The 19,815-nt window shown below is 64.0% G+C and carries 18 protein-coding genes and 1 tRNA gene; 9 read left to right on the forward strand and 10 right to left on the reverse strand.

All coding sequences use genetic code 11. From position 1 onward, the window contains the following. Positions 1–6: 6 nt before the first annotated feature. A tRNA-Arg gene (locus M3G19_RS08435) sits at positions 7–80 on the reverse strand. 105 nt (positions 81–185) lie between these two features. On the opposite strand from M3G19_RS08435, the gene M3G19_RS08440 reads away from it, so the two are divergent. From M3G19_RS08440 to M3G19_RS08460, 5 genes are all read left to right on the forward strand, one after another. Beyond that, the gene (locus M3G19_RS08440; RefSeq protein WP_259902173.1) at positions 186–2,180 is read left to right on the forward strand and encodes a bifunctional copper resistance protein CopD/cytochrome c oxidase assembly protein; all 1,995 of its coding nucleotides are present in this window, start codon (positions 186–188) and stop codon (positions 2,178–2,180) included. Positions 2,181–2,374: 194 nt separating this feature from the next. After that, complete coding sequence (locus M3G19_RS08445; RefSeq protein WP_259902174.1) at positions 2,375–3,004, forward strand: single-stranded DNA-binding protein; 630 nt, start codon at positions 2,375–2,377, stop codon at positions 3,002–3,004. A 386-nt stretch (positions 3,005–3,390) separates the two neighbouring features. After that, positions 3,391–5,061, forward strand: a complete 1,671-nt coding sequence (gene ettA, locus M3G19_RS08450) for an energy-dependent translational throttle protein EttA (RefSeq protein ID WP_210572350.1) — start codon at positions 3,391–3,393, stop codon at positions 5,059–5,061. Between the two features lie 75 nt (positions 5,062–5,136). Continuing rightward, complete coding sequence (locus tag M3G19_RS08455; RefSeq protein WP_210572352.1) at positions 5,137–5,559, forward strand: thioesterase family protein; 423 nt, start codon at positions 5,137–5,139, stop codon at positions 5,557–5,559. Continuing rightward, a complete protein-coding gene (locus M3G19_RS08460) occupies positions 5,559–6,239 on the forward strand; it encodes a hypothetical protein (RefSeq protein WP_259902175.1) in 681 nt (226 codons plus the stop codon). The genes M3G19_RS08455 and M3G19_RS08460 overlap by 1 nt, the downstream gene beginning before the upstream one ends. A gap of 4 nt (positions 6,240–6,243) precedes the next feature. Here the strand turns inward: M3G19_RS08460 and M3G19_RS08465 are convergent, their stop codons facing one another. The 3 genes from M3G19_RS08465 to M3G19_RS08475 form a co-directional block, all read right to left on the reverse strand. Then, the gene (locus M3G19_RS08465; RefSeq protein ID WP_259902176.1) at positions 6,244–7,590 is read right to left on the reverse strand and encodes a D-arabinono-1,4-lactone oxidase; all 1,347 of its coding nucleotides are present in this window, start codon (positions 7,588–7,590) and stop codon (positions 6,244–6,246) included. Then, entirely contained in the window at positions 7,587–8,792 is a 1,206-nt protein-coding gene (locus M3G19_RS08470; RefSeq protein ID WP_259902178.1) for an alanine racemase, read from the reverse strand. Before M3G19_RS08470 ends, M3G19_RS08465 begins: the two co-directional genes overlap by 4 nt. Before the next feature lie 74 nt (positions 8,793–8,866). Continuing rightward, on the reverse strand, positions 8,867–9,298 hold the full coding sequence (locus M3G19_RS08475) for a globin (RefSeq protein WP_259902179.1): 432 nt from the start codon (positions 9,296–9,298) through the stop codon (positions 8,867–8,869). A 114-nt stretch (positions 9,299–9,412) separates the two neighbouring features. Between M3G19_RS08475 and M3G19_RS08480 the strand changes: the two genes are divergently transcribed. Next, positions 9,413–10,606: a cystathionine gamma-synthase gene (locus tag M3G19_RS08480; RefSeq protein ID WP_259902180.1), complete on the forward strand. Its 1,194-nt coding sequence runs from the start codon at positions 9,413–9,415 to the stop codon at positions 10,604–10,606. A gap of 159 nt (positions 10,607–10,765) precedes the next feature. Here M3G19_RS08480 and pepN read toward each other — a convergent pair whose 3' ends face one another. Beyond that, positions 10,766–13,177 carry an aminopeptidase N gene (pepN, locus tag M3G19_RS08485; RefSeq protein ID WP_259902181.1) on the reverse strand — a complete coding sequence of 804 codons (2,412 nt, stop codon included), beginning with the start codon at positions 13,175–13,177 and terminating at the stop codon, positions 10,766–10,768. A 24-nt stretch (positions 13,178–13,201) separates the two neighbouring features. Between pepN and M3G19_RS08490 the strand changes: the two genes are divergently transcribed. From M3G19_RS08490 to M3G19_RS08500, 3 genes are all read left to right on the forward strand, one after another. Beyond that, positions 13,202–13,816, forward strand: coding sequence for a DsbA family protein (locus tag M3G19_RS08490; protein WP_259902182.1), 615 nt, complete (start codon positions 13,202–13,204; stop codon positions 13,814–13,816). Between the two features lie 35 nt (positions 13,817–13,851). After that, positions 13,852–14,340 carry a ribose-5-phosphate isomerase gene (locus tag M3G19_RS08495; RefSeq protein ID WP_259902183.1) on the forward strand — a complete coding sequence of 163 codons (489 nt, stop codon included), beginning with the start codon at positions 13,852–13,854 and terminating at the stop codon, positions 14,338–14,340. Positions 14,341–14,707: 367 nt separating this feature from the next. Further along, positions 14,708–15,385 carry an endonuclease domain-containing protein gene (locus M3G19_RS08500; RefSeq protein WP_259902184.1) on the forward strand — a complete coding sequence of 226 codons (678 nt, stop codon included), beginning with the start codon at positions 14,708–14,710 and terminating at the stop codon, positions 15,383–15,385. Between the two features lies 1 nt (position 15,386). Here the strand turns inward: M3G19_RS08500 and M3G19_RS08505 are convergent, their stop codons facing one another. From M3G19_RS08505 to M3G19_RS08525, 5 genes are read right to left on the reverse strand one after another with little or no spacing between them, the layout of a single operon-like run. Continuing rightward, positions 15,387–16,406 carry a dienelactone hydrolase family protein gene (locus tag M3G19_RS08505; RefSeq protein WP_259902185.1) on the reverse strand — a complete coding sequence of 340 codons (1,020 nt, stop codon included), beginning with the start codon at positions 16,404–16,406 and terminating at the stop codon, positions 15,387–15,389. 26 nt (positions 16,407–16,432) lie between these two features. Next, the gene (locus M3G19_RS08510) at positions 16,433–16,792 is read right to left on the reverse strand and encodes a nuclear transport factor 2 family protein (RefSeq protein ID WP_210572386.1); all 360 of its coding nucleotides are present in this window, start codon (positions 16,790–16,792) and stop codon (positions 16,433–16,435) included. A 10-nt stretch (positions 16,793–16,802) separates the two neighbouring features. Continuing rightward, positions 16,803–17,978, reverse strand: coding sequence for a glycosyltransferase family 2 protein (locus tag M3G19_RS08515; RefSeq protein WP_259902186.1), 1,176 nt, complete (start codon positions 17,976–17,978; stop codon positions 16,803–16,805). After that, positions 17,975–18,925 (reverse strand): glycosyltransferase family 1 protein, encoded by a 951-nt coding sequence (locus tag M3G19_RS08520; protein WP_259902187.1) that lies wholly within the window; start codon positions 18,923–18,925, stop codon positions 17,975–17,977. Before M3G19_RS08520 ends, M3G19_RS08515 begins: the two co-directional genes overlap by 4 nt. Further along, on the reverse strand, positions 18,922–19,779 hold the full coding sequence (locus M3G19_RS08525) for a WcbI family polysaccharide biosynthesis putative acetyltransferase (protein ID WP_259902188.1): 858 nt from the start codon (positions 19,777–19,779) through the stop codon (positions 18,922–18,924). The genes M3G19_RS08520 and M3G19_RS08525 overlap by 4 nt, the downstream gene beginning before the upstream one ends. Positions 19,780–19,815: the final 36 nt, after the last annotated feature.

Raw genomic sequence — 19,815 nt, forward strand, 5'->3', positions numbered from 1 at the left:
AAAACGCGCCCCCAGCAGGACTCGAACCCGCGACCAGCCGGGTAGAAACCGGATGCTCTAATCCACTGAGCTATGGAGGCTTGCCCTTCTGTCGCACACGGTGGCGTGCGTTTTGGGCGGATCTCATCGTAACGCACGGGGGACGGCTTTCCATATTGCCCTCCATCGAAAGTAGGGTGATTGCCATGTCGGATAAGCAAGCAGTGAAGTCGGCGTGGCCGGTCTACCTCGCGGTGCTGGCGGTCGGCGCCGTGGTGGCCGGTGCGTTGTCGTTCAGTTTCGTGGGCGGTTCGCTCGCGGCGCTGGGCATCCCGGACCCGGGTCCGCTGACCACGGTGGGGCTGCCGGCGTTGCGTGGGGTCGCGTGGCTGCTCGCCGCGTTGGCGGCGGGCTCGTTCATGTTCTCGGGCTTCGTGATCGCGCCGGACCGCGCAAAGCTTATCGACGCCGCCCTCACCGTCGACGGCCACATCGCCGCCCGCACCGCGTCGTGGGCGAGCGCCGGAGTGGCGCTCATCGCCGTGGTGATGATTCCGCTGGTGCTCTCCGATGTCTCAGGCACCCCGTTGCCAGACGTCATGTTCTCCCCGCAAATGTGGGCGACTGCGCTGGAACGGGTCGCGGAAGCGAAGATCTGGCTGATCGTGGGGCTGATCGCTGCCGTCGTGGCCTGTTTCGGTTTCGCATGCAGCTCGTGGGCCTCGCAGGTCGCGCTATTCATCGGGTCGATCATCACCGTGATCCCGCTGGGCTTGTCTGGCCACTCCGCCTCGGGCGGCAACCACGATTACGGCACGAACTCCTACCTGTGGCACCTGGTGTTCATGCTGCTGTGGGTCGGCGGTCTCTTGGCGCTGATCGCCCATGGCCGCAGGCTTGGTCCGGAGATGCCGCGTGCGGTGCGCCGGTATTCGTCTGTGGCGTTGTTCGCATTCATCACGCTGATGGTCTCCGGCGTGGTCAATGCCTTGATTCGCGTGCAATTCTCCGACCTGACGTCCACCGCCTACGGCTGGACAGTGCTGCTCAAAGTGGTCGGACTGGCCGTGCTCGGTCTGCTCGGTTTCGCTCACCGCCAACTCACTATCCCGCAACTGGGGAAGAAGCCGGGGCTGTTTGTCCGCGTTGCGGTCGTCGAGACGCTCGTGATGGGTGCGGTCACGGGCGTGGCTGTCTCGATGGGCCGCACCCCGCCGCCGGCCCCGTTGCAGCCGGACCTGACACCGATGCAGATCCAGATGGGCTACAACCTCCAAGTCGCCCCGACGGTGACCAACGTATTCGGCATGTGGCGCTTCGAGGTCTTCTTCAGCGTCATCGCGATTCTGCTCGCCGCCTATTACCTGCACCTTGTGCGCCGCGTGGACGGCTGGAAGCACTCGCGCACCGCATGGTGGCTGGCCGGCTGTGCGACGACGGCCGTGACCATGTCGTCAGGCATCGGCATGTACATGCCGGCGAGCTTCTCCGTGCACATGGTCGTGCACATGATTCTCTCGATGGTGGTGCCCGTCTTCCTCGTGCTTGGCGCGCCGTTGACCTTGGTCAAAGAGGCGTACCCGGAAGGCGAATTCAATGCCCGCGCCTGGGTCGAAGCGTTCGAGGAATCCACCTTGCTCAAGGTGGTGACGTACCCGCCGGTGTCCACCGTGCAATTCCTCGTGGTCTTCTACGTGCTCTACGTCTTCCCGTCGTTCTACGAATTCGCGGTCTCCGAGCACGCCGGCCACCTCATCATGAACATAGTGTTCCTGCTGTCCGGCTACTTCTACTTCTGGGAACTCATCGGACCGGACTATGTGCCGAACCGGCGCTCCACCGTGATCCGTTTCGCGTGGTTCGTGTTCTCCATGCCCATCCACTTGTTCATGGGCGTGTACCTGATGCAGCTCAATTTCATTTTGGCGGAGACCTTTTACACGGAACTCGAGCTCCCATGGAACCCGGATCTGCTGCGCGACCAAAAGGTCGGCGGCGGCATCGGCTGGGCGGCCGGCGGTTTCCCGATGGCGCTCGTCTTCGTCATCCTCCTTCTGGGCTGGCTTCGCGACGATCGCGCTGATGCCAGAGATATCGACCGCCGCGAAGACGAGTCCGACGACGAAGAATGGCGCGCGTACAACGAGATGCTCGCGCAGTATTCGGCGCGCTCCCAACAGGGCTCAAACGGGGCCCGCTAGGGGAGAGAGGGAACCTTCTGCCTGTGGATAACTTTTGGTTATCCACAGGTTCTTTTTTGCGTGCTCGCGCTGGTGCGAAAAGTGGGAAAAGCTTGAAGCGTCACCGCCTTATCGCAGGCAGGTGGCGTTTAGAACACACCGAGACAATTGGACAATTCTCACTACTGACACACCAGCGAAAGGTTCGAACCGACATGTCCCAACTTCCCATTACCCTGTCCGGCAATCTCACCGACGACCCGGTGATCAAGACTTTCGACACCGGCTCCACGCTCACACGCATGCGCGTGGCCACCAGCCGCCGCGTCCGCACCGAGACCGAAGATGCCAACGGCAACGCCCAGTGGGCGGACACCGACCTGCTCTACATCGACGTCGAGTGTTGGGGTCAGCTCGCCGTGAACACCCACGTTTCTCTCACCAAGGGCATGCCTGTTGTCGTGATCGGCCGCCTTGTGTCCGATAAGTGGACCGATGCCGAGGGCAATTCCCGCTACAAGCACATCATCAAGGCCAACCAGATCGCGCTCGAGCTCACCCGCTTCCAGGCATCGTCCCGCTCCACCAGCGTGCACAAGCACACCGTCGACGGCATGAATGACGTCGAAGAGACCACTCGCGACGACATCGTCGAAGCGCAGGGCACCGTCAAGACCAATGCCGGCCAGACTCCGCCGTCCCCGGCGCCGGCGACGGCTGCGGCTGCCAACGGCGTCATTGAGCGGGAGGGCACAGCAGAAGAGATGAGCTTCGTCGACCGTCAGCGCGAATCGGCCCAGGAGGAGCAGGCGAAGCAGGAGGCGCCACCCGTGCCCGTCGGTTAAGGCAGAACCGGCGTGGAGCCGCCCCGGTTAGTCGCGTTTGAAACCGCCTTGCAAAACCGCAGGTGAAATGTGGCTCATGTTTCTGGTGGGATCCGAAACTCAAACGGGACTAACCGGATCGAGTGGGCAGGCCCGAAACCGCCCGAAACCGCGTTGAAACCACCCGAAACCGCGTTGAAACCGCAATGAAACCCCAGGCGAACCCACCGCCACAGAAGCACTGTCGCTTTCACGCGCGCACTTCCACGCCTCGGCGCGGGGTGCGCGCTGCGCTGCGCGGTGCTGTGTGACTGCGCTGTCACTGAGCGGTTCCGGGGCTGGCTGTGTGATGTACCCTTTGTGGTGATTTACGTTGTTCCACCTACACGGATGTAAAGGGGTCTTAAGTGGCCGAGTTCATCTACACGATGAAGAATGTTCGCAGGGCCGTCGGTGACAAGGTCATTTTGGACAATGTCACGATGGCTTTCTACCCGGGCGCCAAGATCGGTGTCGTCGGTCCGAACGGCGCGGGTAAGTCCTCGCTGCTGAAGATCATGGCGGGTATTGACCAGCCGAATAACGGCGAGGCATTCCTCGACCCGGGCGCGACTGTGGGCATCCTGCTCCAGGAGCCGCCGTTGAACGAGGAGAAGACGGTCCGCGAGAATGTCGAAGAGGGCCTGGGCGACATCTTCGAGAAGAAGCAGCGCTTCGAGGAGATCGCCACCGAGATGGCCACGAACTACTCCGACGAGCTCATGGAGGAAATGGGCAAGCTGCAGGAGGAGCTCGATGCGGCTGACGCGTGGGAGGTCGACTCCAAGATCGAGCAGGCGATGGAAGCGCTCCGCTGCCCGCCGTCGGACTCGCCGGTGACCAATCTCTCCGGGGGTGAGCGCCGCCGCGTGGCCCTAGCCAAGCTGCTCCTCACGCAGCCGGACCTGCTGCTTCTCGACGAGCCGACGAACCACCTCGATGCCGAATCCGTCCTGTGGCTGGAGAAGCACCTGCAGGACTACCCGGGTGCTGTCCTAGCTGTGACACACGACCGCTACTTCCTCGACCATGTCGCGGAGTGGATCTGCGAGGTCGACCGCGGCAAGCTCTACCCGTACGAGGGCAACTACTCCACCTACCTGGAGAAGAAGGCCGAGCGTCTGGAGATCGCCGGCAAGAAGGACCAGAAGCTGCAGAAGCGCCTGAAGGGCGAGCTGGAGTGGGTCCGCTCCTCTCCGAAGGCACGCCAGGCGAAGAATAAGGCGCGTCTGGAGCGCTACGAGGAGATGGCGGCCGAGGCGGAGCAGTACCGCAAGCTCGACTTCGAGGAAATCCAGATTCCGACCCCGCCGCGTTTGGGCAACAAGGTCGTCGAGGTCAAGGACCTGAACAAGGGCTTCGACGGCCGCACCCTGATCAAGGACCTGTCGTTCACGCTGCCGCGCAACGGCATCGTCGGCGTCATCGGTCCGAACGGTGTGGGTAAGTCGACGCTGTTCAAGACGATCGTGGGCTTCGAGGAGCCGGATTCCGGCTCGGTCGAGGTCGGCGAGACCGTCCAGATCTCCTATGTCGACCAGAACCGCGAGAATATCGATCCGGAGCAGACGGTGTGGGAGGTCGTCTCTGACGGTCTCGATTACATTCACGTCGGCCAGAACGAGATGCCGTCGCGCGCGTACCTGTCCGCGTTCGGCTTCAAGGGCCCGGACCAGCAGAAGCCGTCCAAGGTTCTCTCCGGTGGTGAGCGCAACCGCCTGAACCTGGCTTTGACGCTCAAGCAGGGCGGAAACCTGATCCTCCTCGACGAGCCGACCAACGACCTCGATGTCGAAACCTTGGGCTCTTTGGAGAATGCGCTGCAGAAATTCCCGGGTTGCGCAGTGGTCATTTCGCACGACCGCTGGTTCCTTGACCGAACTTGCACACACATCCTCGCCTGGGAGGGCAATATTGAGGAAGGCAAGTGGTTCTGGTTCGAAGGTAACTTCGGCGACTACGAGGCCAACAAGGTGGAGCGTCTCGGCGAGGAAGCCGCCAAGCCGTCCCGCGTCACGCACCGCAAGCTGACGCGCTAGTCCACGCAGCTCACCCACCCGCGCACCCACGATCGCGCGGGTGGACTCGCTTTGAGAGAAAGGATCCACGGAATCATGGCTGACAACGCCCCGAACAATATCCAGCACATCACGCTGCGCTGGAACGATTTCGACCGCTACGACCACCTGAATAACTGCAAGTTCCTGGATATTTCCCAGGAGGCGCGCATCGCGTTCATGCGTGAGAATTTCGCAGACCGCGACCAGGAATTCGGGGTGTTCGTCCGCCACGTGGAGATCGATTACCTGCGCCCGGTCATGGCGGACACCACCGCGGTCGAGGTGGAGACGACGGTGACGGAGATCGGCAACACGTCGTTCAAGACGCGCCAGGATCTCAAGGACCGCCAGGGCCGCGTATGCGGCGTGGTCAACACGGTGCTGGTCGCCGTGGATCTGACCACCGCATCCCCGCGCGAGATCACGCAGGCAGAGCGTGGCATCTTGAACGCCGGCTCCGGCGAGTCCGACAACTAGTGGCCGCCGAGACGCTCACGATCGAGTCGGGGGCCGCCGGGCTCAAGGCGCTCGTCGAGCGTGCGCTTCATCTCGAAGCAACAGGTTCAGCACGCTTATCGACGCTCCCTGACACCCCCACCCCCTCCGTCGACGTCTACGTGACCACTCCGTTCAGTTGTGTGGCCTCGCGCCGGGTGGTGGGGCAGGCCTCCCGCGACGGGGCAGTGGTGTCGCTGCAGGATCTGCGCGATGCGCTCGCCGGTGTGCCCGACATCCGTTCCGGCTCCACCAATGGCCCGCTGGAGATCGGCGCTGCCCGCGACGCGAATTGGCTCGGCGCGCTGCCCCCGAAGTCCGGCTATGTCCAGCGCGATATCGTGCCAGTCAATGTCGTGCGCGACCTCGCCGACCAGGGCCGCCGCCTTGCCCGACAGTTCTCGGGTCCGATGGGCCCGCCGCGCTCGCTGCTCGAGCAGATCGTTCTTACCGCCGACACTGAAAAGACCGCCGGCAGCCCCGTCGACGTGCCGATGCGCATGATCTTCACGTGCACCTCGCTCGGCCTCATCCCGGGGCCTGCCGCTCCCGTGGAGATCCCGCGCCACCTGCGCATCTCCACCGCCGGCCGGTGGATTCGTCTCGACGCGCCGTTCGGCAGCGTCTACTACACCTCCGGCGGCATCAACCTGTTCGGTTAACCCTTTAACCGAACAGTTGCGTCAGGTGTTCCGACCCGAATTTCCGTGTCGGGTCCATCTGCTCGCGCAGGGTGCAGAATTCGTCGAAACGCGGGTACATCTCCGCGAAATCTTCCCGGCCGAGATTGTGCATCTTGCCCCAGTGGGGGCGCCCGTCCGCCGCTTTGAGAATGTCCTGGATAGCGGGGAAGAACTCATGCGGATTCATCGTCCGCGGCACGTGGAAGGCGATGTACATTGACTCCCTCCCAGTGGAAGTGGACAGCGCCACATCGTCGGCGGCCGTGGTGCGCAGCTCCAAGGGGAAGGGGATGAGCCAGTTGCGACGGTCGAGCTCCCGGCGGATCTCTCGCACGGCTTCCGGGCCGGCATCAAGGGGGACGGCGAATTCGGTCTCGTGGAAGCGCACCCGGCGCGGGGTGGCGAAGACGTCGTGAGCGCGGGAGCGGTAGCGGTTCGCGGCCATGGCGCCTGCGGCCACATTATTGAGCATGGGGGTCGTCTTCGGGGCCGCCTTCGCGATAGCCAAAGCCGTGGCGAAGGCACCGTTGCCGATCAAGTCGTCCTCGATGAACCGGGTGATCCGCCCGCGCACCTTGGGCTCCCCGCCAGGCGCCGGAGCGCCGGGCGCCAGACGGGTATTGGACTTCACCATCGCGCGGTCCGTGTGCGGGAACCAGAATGCCTCGTAGTGGTCGACGGCGCGGGAGCGTTCTTCCCAGGAATCGAGCACCGTATCGAGGCTTTCCGCACCCTCCTCCGCGAGCACGTCGAAGGCGTCAACACACTGCATTTCCACCTCGACGATGACACCCAATGCGCCCAGCGAGACGGTCATCAAACGAAGCATGTCCGGATCGGTGTCGATGGAGTAGTCGCGGCGCTCACCGGAGGCGTCGATAAGCGAAATGCCCGTGACTGTGCCCGCGAACCCCGTCCACTCGATGCCTGTGCCATGCGTCGATGTCGAGATCGCGCCGGCGACGGACTGGACGTCAATGTCGCCCTGGTTCGCGAGCGCGAGCCCGAATGGCTGGAGGTATTCCGGAATGCGGTACAGGCGCGTGCCGGCGAGAAAGCGCACGCGTTTCGTCTCCGTGTCAACGCGCATGATGCCTGCGAGCTTGTCCAGGCTGATCATCGCCTGCGTGCCCGCGGCGACCGGCGTGAAGGAGTGGCCGCCGCCGACCGTGCGCACCGACTGGCCTGCGGGAAGCGTGCGCACGATGTGCTGCACTTCTTCGATGGTGGCGGGGTAGTAGAACGCGCTCGGCGAGGTGCTCACTGACCCCGACCAGTTGGTGAAGCTCTGGCCGGTGCGTACCTCAGGTTTGCTGATCGTGAATGTCATCGCAGTGTCCACCCATTTCCTCTGTATGTGTCCCACATTTCTGCTGTCCCGTCTGGGGCGACGGCGACGATTCCGTCGACGTGTTCCGTCATCTCTCCGGCTTTCGCGTGGCGGAACCACACGAGGTCGCCGACGCTCACGCTGTCCGCGCCCGGCCCGTGGAGCGGGGTCTGCACCTCGCCTGCGCCCTCCGTCGCGGAATATTTCAGTCCGCCGGGGTGCACGGCCACGGGCACGCGGTCGGCGGCGGGCGGGCCGGACGCGATCCAGCCGCCCGAATTCACCGTCGCCCAGCCCTTCGCCGGGATGCGCGAGACCTGGCAGATGAAGAATGCGGCGGCGCGGTGGTTGACGGTGGCGAAATTGTCGAAGATGACGGGCGTGTAGAAGCCCGAGCCGGCCGCGAGTTCCGTCAACGTGCCTTCGTCCGCGCTCACGTCCAGCGATCCAGTGCCGCCGCCGTTGACGAATTCCAGGTCCGCGAATCCGCGCGCCGCTTCGATACACGCTTTGCGGCGCGGCGCCAGCTGCTCCATCGATGTGCGCCGCAGCCACCGCTTCACGGACCCCGCCACGCCCGATTCCGCATCAGCGACCGACGCGACCTGCCCCTCGTACGCCATGACGCCGACAAGACGCAGGCATCGCTTCTCGACGATCTCCCTCGCCAGCTCCTCCACCTGCTCCGGCGTGCGCACCGGGGAGCGCCGTGGCCCGATGACCGCGCCGGGCAGGTGGAGCGTGCAGTCCAAATCGATGGCCACCCGAACGGGGCCCGCACCTTGCGCCGCCACCTCGATCAGCTCGAGGTGTGCGGTGCAGTCCACCATCACCGTGATGGTCTCGCGCAATTTCTGGTCCGCCGCGAGTTCGCTTAGCGCCGCCGTGTTCACGCAGGGGTAGGCCACGACGATGTCGTCGAAGCCCTCCTGCGCCAGGTGGAGCGCCTCCGGCACGCTGTAGGCCAAGATGCCCTGAAAACCGTCGTGGTCCAGCGCCCGCCTCAGTGCTGCCACACTGCGCAGTGATTTCGACGCCACTCGGATGGGCAACCCCCGCGACCTGCCGACCATCTGCTCGGCATTGTGGTCGAATGCGGCGATATCCACGGCAGCGCACGGTGCCGCGATCTGCCCGCTTGCCACGAGTGGTGGCACGACCGCGAGCAGTGTCTGTGAAGGACTGATGACCGTAGATGGCATGACGCCATCGTAGTTTCACGAAACTAAATATGTGGGCGTTTTCACATTTTCGTTTTGTGTGAAGCCCCGTACCGCTACATCAAATTACCGCTCTGTGGTCGCATTCCCGGGTGGTCTTCCGGCTGGTTGATCAGCATGTAGGCGACCCGCTGCATGTGGTTCCACAGTGCATCGCGCTGCGCCGGGAGCAGTTCTGCTTCGGTGAATTGGTCGAGGGAATTCTCCATCAGCTCCAGCCAGCGCTCCGCCTCTTTCATGCCGATCTTGAAAGGGAAGTGGCGCCGGCGCAGCATCGGTGCCCCGCGTCGCTCGGAGAAAGTCTGTGGCCCGCCCCAGTACTGCACGAGGAACCACCGGAGCCGGTCTTCTGCTCCTTCGAAGTCGCCTTCGGGGTACATGGGGCCGAGGAGATCGTCGTCAGGCACTTGCTTGTAGAAGCCTCTGACAAGCCTGCGGAAGAAGTCCTCCCCGAGTGCCTCGTACATCGTCTGTGCGTTCCTATCCATCGGTCCCAATCCTACGCTGCCTCCCGTGGCCCAGTCGTGAATGTAAAACCCGAACTGTCTGATCAAAATGGACCGCTTGGTCTATTGTGCCTAACAAGATCAGAAAGGATTGTGATGTCTGCCGGATTCAACACCGATTCCATTCACGCCGGGTACGAGCCGGACTCCCTTTACGGGCCGATCAACACCCCGATCTACGCGTCGACCACCTTCGCGCAGGACGATCTGGCGGTGACCCGCAACGGCTACGAATACACCCGCGTGGGCAACCCGACCATCACGGCGCTGGAGAAGACCGTCGCCGCGCTGGAGAAAGCCGACTACGGTGTGGCATTCTCCTCAGGCATGGCGGCTGTGGACTCGCTGCTGCGCATCCTGCTCAAACCCGGCGACCACATCGTCATCGGCAACGACGCCTACGGCGGCACCTACCGCCTTATCCAGCAGATCTTCTCCCAGTGGGGGATCGAAAACACCCCGGTGGATATCACGAACACCGACGAGGTCGCCGCCGCGATTCAGGACAACACCAAGGTCGTCTGGGTGGAGACCCCGACCAACCCGCTGCTGTCCATCGCCGACATTCAGGCGCTCGCCGCGGTCAAGGGCGATGCCACCTTAGTCGTCGACAACACCTTCGCCTCCCCGTACCTGCAGCAGCCGCTGGAGCTCGGTGCCGACGTGGTGCTGCACTCGACGACCAAATACATCGGCGGCCACTCCGACGTCGTCGGGGGTGTCGTGGTCGGCCGCAACGCGACAGAAGGGCACGAGGGCGTTTCGGCGATCACCGCGGGCAGCTTCGATGCGCTGAATAACCTGGAGGAGCAGCTCCGCTTCTTCTTCGGCTGGGTCGGCGCGATTCCCTCGCCTTTCGACACCTACCTCACTGGCCGCGGCCTGAAGACCCTCGGCGTACGCATGGACAAGCACTGCGATAATGCCGAGGCCGTGGCCAACCACCTGAATGCCTCCGACAAAGTCGACCGCGTCTATTACCCGGGGCTTGCGGACCACCCGGGACACGACATCGCCGCCCGTCAGATGCGCCGCTTCGGCGGCATGGTCTCTGTGGCCTTCAATACCGCCGAGCAGGCCATCACGTTCTGCCGCTCCACCAAGCTGTTCTGCCTGGCCGAGTCCCTCGGCGGTGTCGAGAGCTTGCTCGAGCACCCGGCCACCATGACCCACGTCTCCGTGGCCGGTTCCGCCCTCGAAGTCCCGCCGACTCTGGTGCGCATCTCCGTCGGCATCGAGGACGAAGCTGACCTCATCGCCGATCTGGAGCAGGCGCTCGCGAAGCTCTGATCGGGCCGGTGGATTACGATTGCAATCGCGCCCGGCGCGGCCGGCAAAACCCCAGGTCAGTTTTGGTTGACGTGGTAATGATGCAATGTATATCCACCGGACCTAAGGGGGCAGTCCCGGGGCAGCCCAAGCGGGGCAGTGCATGGCCGCCCCAAACACTTAGGCCTGCGCGTCCACCTTGCGGTTCCGCAGCGCACGCGCGACGCGGTCCTGGCCCTCGGAGATGATGCGGCGCAGTCCCGCCGGCATGTCGCCGCCGAGGAATTCATCGGCCTTGGCGATCGCCTCCTCGGAGACATCCCACAGCGGGTACATGCCCTCGAGCGTGCGCTGTGCCATCTCGTTGGTCAGACGGTCCCACAGCTGCGGCGCGACGCGGAAGTACTCGTCGGTCAAGCCCTCGAGACCCTCGCGGGTGAACGTCAGGCCATCCATCAGGTAGCGGGATTCGAGGTTGGTCAGATCCTCGCTCACCAGCTTGTCCCACGCCCATCGCTTATCGACGCTCGCCCGCGCCCTCAACCGCGACACCGCCCCCTCCGAGGAGCCGTCCTTTTCATCCTCGGCAGCCGACAGATCCAACTCGCCGGCGGCGATGAGCGCGGTGATGGCCAGCCAGCGCGTTTCCTGGTTATCCGAGGTCTTCAGCAGCTGCGTGAAGTGGTCCACCGTCTCCTTTTCCGGAGTAAGGCGCGCCAGGGCACGGTCGAAGACGACAGCCGGCTCGGCACCGCGGAAAGCGGAGTTGAGCAGCCCCATGCCCTCGGCACGCCAGTCGTCGGCGACGTACTGCTTGACTGCCTGCGTGGCCTGGGCCAGCAGACGCTCCTGCACACTCGGGTGGGTCTCCTGACGGGCAAAGCGTGCGACCAGTTGCACGAACTGGCGGGCGGGCAGGAAACCGTCGCGCACGGACTCCCACAGCGACGACCACACCAGGGTGCGCGCGAGGGAATCCTCGATCTCGCCGAGGTGCTCTACAGCGAAACGCTGGTGCTCCTCAGTCAGACCCATGAGGCAGTAGGTGAGATCGTCGTCGTTGACCAAGGCGAGGTCGTGGTCCACACCAGACAGTTCGGGGATCTCGGTGCGCTCACCGGCGACATCGAGCTCGACCTGCTTGATGCGGGTAACGGAGCCGTCGATAAGCGAGTACAGCCCGACGCGGACGCGGTGGGTGCGCATGACGTCAGAGTCTTGGACGACAGCGAAGCTATCCGCCGAGATATCCGGGCGGAGGCGGGACACGCCCGTGGTGCGCAGCCACTGCTGCGCCCAGTCGGACAGGTCGCGGCCGGAGGCCTCCTCGAGTGCTCCGAGCAGGTCGGCGAACTCGGCGTTGGAATAGGCATGGTTGTCGAAGTGCCTGCGCACACCGGCGAAGAACTCTTCGTAACCGACATACGCCTGGAGCTGCTTGAGCACACTAGCGCCCTTGGCGTAGGTGATGCCGTCGAAGTTCTGTTCGGCGGTCTCGATATCCGGCGCATCCGCCGCGACGGGGTGCGTCGACGGGAGCTGGTCCTGGTTGTACGCCCACGCCTTTTCCACCGATGCGAACGTGGTCCATGCCTCCGGGTACTCGCCGATGCCCACCTGGGCTGTCGCCGCGGACCAGGTGGCGAACGACTCGTTAAGCCACAGATCGTCCCACCACCTCATGGTGACCAGATCGCCGAACCACATGTGGGCCATCTCGTGGAGGATCGTGTCGTTGCGGCGCTCGAGACGGTAAGGAGTCGGCTCGGAGGTGAACACGTACTCGTCGCGGTAGGTCACCGCACCGACGTGCTCCATTGCACCCATGTTGTACTCGGGGCAGAAAATCTGGTCGTACTTGTCGCCGAAGGGGTACGTGCGGCCGAATTTCTCGTGGTAGAAATCGAAGCCGTCTTTCGTCTGTGTGAACAGGCGCTCCGAATCCATGTGCGGAATGAGGCTCGCGCGGGCGTACAGGCCCAGCTCGATTGTCCGCTCCTCGCCGTTATCGGTGCAGGTGTACGTGTTGGAGACGCGCTCGAATTCGCCAGCGCACACGCAAATCAGGTAGGTCGACAGCGGGTAGTCGATCGTCGTGCGGGTGGTGGCGGTGCCGTCGCCGTTGTCGGTGCGCTCCACCGCTTCGTTGAGCACCACGACATAGCGTTCCGGCGCGGTCACCGAGATCGCGTACGTCGCCTTGATATCGGGCTGGTCGAAGCAGGCGAAAGTGCGCATCGCCATCGCTGGCTCGAACTGGGTGTACAGGTAGTCCTTGCCGTCAGCCGGGTCGGTGAATTTATGCAGGCCCTCGCCCGTGCGGGAATAGGTGTGGGTGGAGGTCACCACCAACTCGTGGGAGCCGGCAGAAAGGGGGAGGGCGCGGCCGTCGATAAGCGCGCCGTCGAGCGTTGCCTCGAAGCTATCCGCAACGAGGTCGAAAAACGTCTCGCCCTCTTTTGATTCAAACGTCACCGTCGTATGTGCGGTGAAGGTGTCCGTGCCGGTGATATCCAGCGCGATGTCGTAGCGCACCTCGCTGATCAGCTCGGCGCGGCGTTGGGCGTCGGATCGCAACAAATTCGTCTTCATGCAAACCAACGTACCCTTGGGGCCATGACTCAAAAAGTGACTTTCTGGTTCGATGTGGCATGCCCGTTCTGCTGGCTGACGTCGCGGTGGATGAAAGAAGTAGAGAAGGTGCGCGACGTGGAGATCGAATGGGTCCCAATGTCGCTCGCAGTGCTTAACGACGGCCGCGATATCCCCTCCGACTACGCCAAAGCCATGGAAGCCAACTGGGGCCCGGCGCGCGTGTTCGCCAAAGTGAAGGACGAAGCCCCGGAGAAGGTCGACGAACTGTACACCGCCATGGGCACCCTTGTGCACCCCGGCGGCGAGGGCGGCAAGAAGGGCTTCGGCGCGTACGACTCCGTGATCGCCCAGGCACTTGAGCAGGTCGGCCTCGATGCGTCCTTTGCTTCAGTAGCCAACGACGATTCCTACGACTCCACGCTCCGCGAATACCACCAGGGCGCGATGGACGCCGTCGGCGACGAGGTGGGCACCCCGGTGCTCAAGCTCGGCGACAACGCCTTCTTCGGCCCCGTGATCACCCGCGTGCCGGAAGGCGAAGAAGCCGGCAAGCTCTTCGACCACGCAGTCGGCCTGGCGGACTTCCCGTACTTCTTCGAGCTCAAGCGCTCCCGCACTAAGGCACCGCAGGTCTAAACCCGCGCCGGCGAAGTTCCCGTAGGCTAGGCACCATGCGTATTTACCTTGGAGCTGACCACGCCGGATTCGAGCGGAAGAACGAGATTGCCGAGCACCTCAAGGCCAAGGGCTTTGAGGTTGTCGACTGCGGTGCGCACGAGTACGACGCCGCCGACGATTACCCGGCGTTCTGCATCGCCGCCGCCGAGAAGACCGTCGCTGACCCGGAGTCCCTCGGCCTCGTGCTGGGTGGTTCCGGCAACGGCGAGCAGATCGCCGCGAACAAGGTGAAGGGTGCACGTTGTGCTCTTGCCTGGTCAGTGGAGACCGCGCAGCTCGCCCGCGAGCACAACAACGCCCAGCTCATCGGCATCGGTGGGCGCATGCACTCGCTGGAGGAGACCCTGGCGATCGTCGACGCATTCGTCGGCATCGGGCCGGACCACCGTGTGGAGGAGCGCCACCAGCGCCGCATCGACATCCTCGCCCGCTATGAGGAGACCAGCGAGACCGAGGAGATCCCGGCGCCGAAGACGCTCTAGTTCCTTCGCCTGACCCACTTCCCGAGGTCTTTCGAGCGGTTAGTCGCGTCCGAATCGCGATTCCCAAAAGACCAGGTCGGCTGTGACTGGTGTGATGCCAAACTGCAACGGGACTAACTTCCCCTACGCTGGCCGCGCGCGACGCGCAGGCCACCGCCAACCCCACTGGCAATGTCTACTGAAATGGACACTCTTTCCTCGCGCGACCGGCCTCGAAGAGGAATCATCGGAAAGCATGAGGGGGAAGCACAGAAAACAACAGGGGTTGGGCCTGGAAGAGATTCGGCAGATCGCAGCCGTCTTTCCACGTGCGGCAGTTACGGGGCCAGCGGCCGCGCTCGCACGAGGGCTTCCTACTTTGGGGTGGGTGGAGGCGGTAGATCTGCGGTATCTGTCGGGGGCGAAGTCGGGGAAGCAGCCGAAAGACCCGCGAGTGGTCTATCGCAGTGGACGGTTGAATCCTGACCTTGTCCAAGAACGCAATGGCATTGCGACTGTGCATCCAATCCAGGTGCTGTTCGATATTTACCGCTACTACGGACGCCTCGAGGCGCTGGTGCCGTTGGAGCATCTGCGTTTTCACCAGCGTATTTCGCAGGATGCGTTGCTGGATGCGATCAAAAGCATGTTGCCCAGGGCTAATGGGATCCGGGGGTTTGAGGGACTGGTGGGGTGGAGCGCGGGGACGTCGCAAAGCCCGCTGGAGACGATCGGCCGCGACGCGGTGTTAAGGGCGAATATCCCGGAGATAGAGAAGATCGAGTTTCAGGTGGCGTTTGAATATGCCGGGCCATTCGGTGAGTATTGCCGGGCGGTCGTTGACATGCTGATCAACGGGTGGCTCGTTGTCGAGCTTGACGGGCGTCTCAAGTACGAAGGCACGTACGGAGCGCCCACGGACGTGATGCTTGCTGAGCTGGAGCGCCAGAAGCATCTGCAAAGTCTGGGACTCACCGTGATCCGCGCGGGCTGGCGCGATGTGATGGGAGGGAAGCTCATCGAAGATATCCGCCGCCTTTTGCGCGCTCACCGCAAAGCTGCGTGATCTACCCGTGCCACTGCGCGAGCCGTTCGCGCAGAATCTTTTCCGCGTCGTCGTGGGCGGCGCGGTTTCCGTCGACGGTGCCGCCGAGCATGATCTGCCAGCCGTTTGCTACCTCATCGGCATTCGGGAAGAACGCGTGCCCCGCATCGGGGTAGACGTGCGCCTCGATGTTCTCGCCTTGCTCGGCAAGCGCACGTGCGGCGATCTCGGCCTGCCACATCTGGTCGGCCTCGCCGGCGAAGAGCAGCACGTTTCCACTGAAATCGCCGAGTTCGATCCGCGCGTCGTCCGCCGCGTTCCCGGCCGCGCCCTCGTACGTCGGGCGGTAGGAGACCGGGTAGCTCGTCGCCATATCCCACAGCATTTTCGCGCCAGCGCTTATCGACGACTCCCTGAACGACGCATACCCCACCGTCTCACCACGGTCGGTGAATGAGGGCAGCTCATCACCCCTGGCGAAGTCCAGGCCGCTGTACGAGTAGTGGGCCGGTGCGAAAGCGACCAGGTTGTCCACCGGGTAGCCCCTCGCCGCAAGCAGCTCTACGAATTCCGCGCCCTTGGACGTGCCGATCACAGTGACGGGGCCCGTGCTGTCGGTATTTTCCTCGATGTAGCGGGTGACCTCGTCGAACTGCTCCAGCGGGACATTCGCGAGGGTAGGCTTCTGATTCGGCTGGCCGAAGAAGAACAGGCTCAGGACCTCGTAGCCGTCGTCGGCAAGCTGCTTGGCGCGGGAGTAGTCCGGAGACCCTTCCGATCCGCCGTAGACCACGACCACCCCGCTGTGCTTCTTTTCTGCCGGGTGGAAGTGGAAGCCGTTCAGGTAGTCGCCTTCGATGGCGGTGACGCGTTCGGAGGTGTCGTAGGAGGATTTGTCCGAGCTCATGCCGCTATTCGATGCGTCCGTGATCGGGTACTTATTCCCGTTGTAGGCGCGCAGGCCGAACACCACGAGCACCAGCACGAGAATGGCGGCAAGTAGCCAGAGCAAGACTTTCCCGATGACGCGCAGTGCTTTCATACTCCCACTATCGCACGTTTTGAAGGTCAGTGGGTCGTGGTGGTTTGGGTGTAGAGCTTGAGGCGGGGGCGACCGCCCACAAGCGTGTACGTGCTGGTCATTAGTGCTTCAAAGGTGTCGTCGCCACGCACAGCGGTGGCGTTGTAGACCAGGGCGGCGGAATCGGTGCCGAGGGGGATGACTCGGGGATCGCGGATCTCGTAACGGTCCCATGCGGGTGCCTGGTTCATGGTGCTGGCGATTGTGGGCTGGTCCATGACCATGCCGTTGACAAGCACCATGACAGCGTCGTCGGTCATGAGATCGCCGTAAAAAGTGCCGCCGGTCTGGGCGCACAGTGCATCCCAACCATCGTGTTCGAGCTGGAGGAGAGTGTCGAGGTTCATGGACCCTTTCTTACCAGCCAGCGAAGTGCCGTTCGAGACGGACCGGACCGGTGATAAGTGAAAGGCCGAGTTGGGCAAGGGCGACGTCGGATACGTTCAGCTTGAGCGGGCCTGTGCGCAGCATACGGGAGCGGTGCGAACGGATGGTCAGCGTCGAGGAAGTCGAGGCGGCGAGCGCCACATGCATGCCGTTCTTTGTCTCGTGGAGCGCGTGATGGAACCAGGCGGCATTGTCGACTAAGAAAGCGCCGTCGACCTTGACCGTAATGCGGTGGTCCGAAATGGGGCCGTAGCCGGTCGTGGGAAAGAGACGCACGCGGGGATCGGCTCGGAAGAGGTCGGGGATCTCAAAGGTGGAGTTGAGGTAAATAGTGGCGTCGAGGGCGAGCCATGAGCTGACCACCAGCTTGAGGACACCGGGGCTGTCGAATGCGGCGTGGCGGGTGAGATACACGCTGATGTCGGTGCTGTCGAAGCGAACCCCAGCAGGGCGGGCGATCGGGTGCGTGATCCGGTGGGCGAGAGCGGTGGTCTCCGCGTTCTTCACGCGGGCTTCTTCTGCGGCATCGGGGAAGCGGCAGCCGAAGTCCTCTTCGTCGTGGACGGCGATAGCGGCGGGCTCGTGGACGAAAGTCGCGCCGGCGTTCCAGGCGCGGAACCCGAATTCCCAGTCCTCGCCGCCGTAGCCGACGAAGGATCCGTCGAAACCGCCGATGCGTTCGAAAAACTCCCTCGAGCAGGTGAGCACGGAGGAGATGATGAAGCGCCAGGAGGTGTCGTCGGGGGCGGAGAGGTGGTGGGTGGTAGACCAGGCGTCGATAAGCCATTGGGGCTCGGTGCGTTCGGGGCCTGTGAGCCGGGTGCCCACGACGACAGCGTGCGGGTCAGCTTTGATGTGGCGCGTGGCGGCGGCCAGGTAGCCGGGCTCGGGGACGGTGTCGCCGTCGAGGAAAGCGAGGATCTCGCCGTTCGCGTGGGTTGCGCCGAGATTGCGTGCGGCGGCGGCGCGGAAGCCATGGTCTTCTTGCGTGACGACGGTCGCGCCGGGCACGTCGGGCACCTGGTCAGACCCGTCGTCGGCGACGATGATCTCCACCTCGTCGGCGACGTCCTGTGCACGTACCGCAGCGACGACGCGGGCAAGGTGCTCGGGGGAGTTGTAGTGCGGAATGACGACGCTGATCATGCCTGTCTCTCCCAGAGGTCAATCCATTGCGCGGCGACATCGTCCCACGTCCACGATGGCGGATCCGTGGGGCCGGGTTCGGTGAAGGCATCGATGGCGGTCGCCCAGCTGCCGGGCGCGGACGGGTCGACGAGCGTGATGCGCCCCGGTAGCCAGTTGTCGATCTCACGGGTGTAGTCCGAAGCGGTCGCGAGCACGTGCCGGCCCGCCCCGAGCCAGGTCATGAGCGACCCAGAGGCGGAGAAGTGCTTGTGGGCGCAAACAGGAACTGCGGTGCGGCCCATTTCAGCGGCGAGTTCGTCGTCGGTCAGCCAGCCGGTGATCTCCGCGTCGAGCCCGGCGTCTGTGGCACGTCGGAGCAGACCGTCAGCCCAGTCCTCGTGGCCGGACGACACGGAGCCCAAGAAGCGCAGGCGGTAGCCGGTGCCGGCAAGAGCGCGAATGAGGTCCTCGTGGCCCTTGCCGGGGTAGAGAAAGCCGAGGACGCCGACGGTGCCGGGCTCCGGGGCGAATGCGGATTCCACACGCGGGATGGGCAGATGAACCACGGAAACGTCCACGCCCTGGGAGCGGAAGAAGCGGGCCTCGTGGTCCGAATTGGTCACGGCCACGCCGCCGGATTCGTTGCAGGCCTGCGCTAGGCGCAGGTAAGCGGGGGAGCGGCGGGCGAAGCGCTCGTCGCCCTCCTCAGGCTGAGGGATGTCATGGAAGCTGACGCTCACGCGCCGCTGCCCGATACGCGTGAGAAGGTTGTCCACGGCGGCAGCGGGGCTGTCGCCGAAGAGGTGGTCGGTGAACGTGGTGTGGATGAATCCATCGGGCAGTTCCGCGTTGCGGAATTCGGTCTCACGGAGCACATCGGCCTTCGTTGCGGCAGCGAGGGAGAAGGCATATTCCGTCACGCCGTGCCCCTCGGGTCCGACGACGAGGTGAGTGGGATCGCTCATTCCGCAGCCCCCAACAGTTCCAGGTTGGCGATGCGCTCGGCATGCCGCTCGAGGCCGTGCTGCACCAACGCAGGCCGGGCGCGGTAGTGATCCAACTGAGCGGAGACGATCTCATCCCAGGGGATCTCGTCGCCGCCGCGTCGGGTCCAGGAGGTGCGGTCAGAAGCAGTAACGCCAAGGGCGGAGGAGGCGTGGGCGTCGATGGGCGCGTCGAGCTCGCCCAGCATCTCGTAGTCCGGCAGCACGACGTCGCCACGCAGGCCGAGTGCCTCGCGGGCGCGGGAGGCCACCACAGCCAGGGTCGCGTTGCCGGGGTGGTTGACGGTGTGCCAGATAGGTGCGGTTTCCAAATAGTCGGAGACCACCACTGATCCGTGGCGTTGTTCACGGGAGCGGATCTGCTCGACGGACATCGCGGCGGCACGTACATAGGCATCGTGGAACGGGCGGTGTGCGACAGGCTCATTGTCGCCCCGGGCAGCGGCAGCAAGAATGCGCAGGTCGTGGTACGGGATCACAGGTGGGTTCAGCGATGAATCCGCCGGGTCGCGGATGATGGCCTGGTAGGGCATGAGGCCGTCGTAACGCATGACGGGGACGACGACGTGGCGCGCGCCCCGGGGCAGCTGCGCCAGTGTCTGGGAGGTGCCCACGGGCAGGCCTCTGTAGTCGTCACGGATGGGTTGGGTGACCAAGATATCGGTGCGGGCGAGCATCTCCCCGAGCCACTCCATATCGGCCTGCTCCAGCTCATGAACTGGGGGAATACGCGTCGAATCGACGTCCCCGGCAGAGGAGATGAGGCGGCGGAGGGACTCGGCTTGGCAGTTCCCGACGACGGTGAGAAACGGCATGGTGCCCCAATATAGCTGTGGGAATAGGACCCCCGT

This window comes from Corynebacterium sp. p3-SID1194 (assembly GCF_025144155.1).
GTDB lineage: Bacteria > Actinomycetota > Actinomycetes > Mycobacteriales > Mycobacteriaceae > Corynebacterium.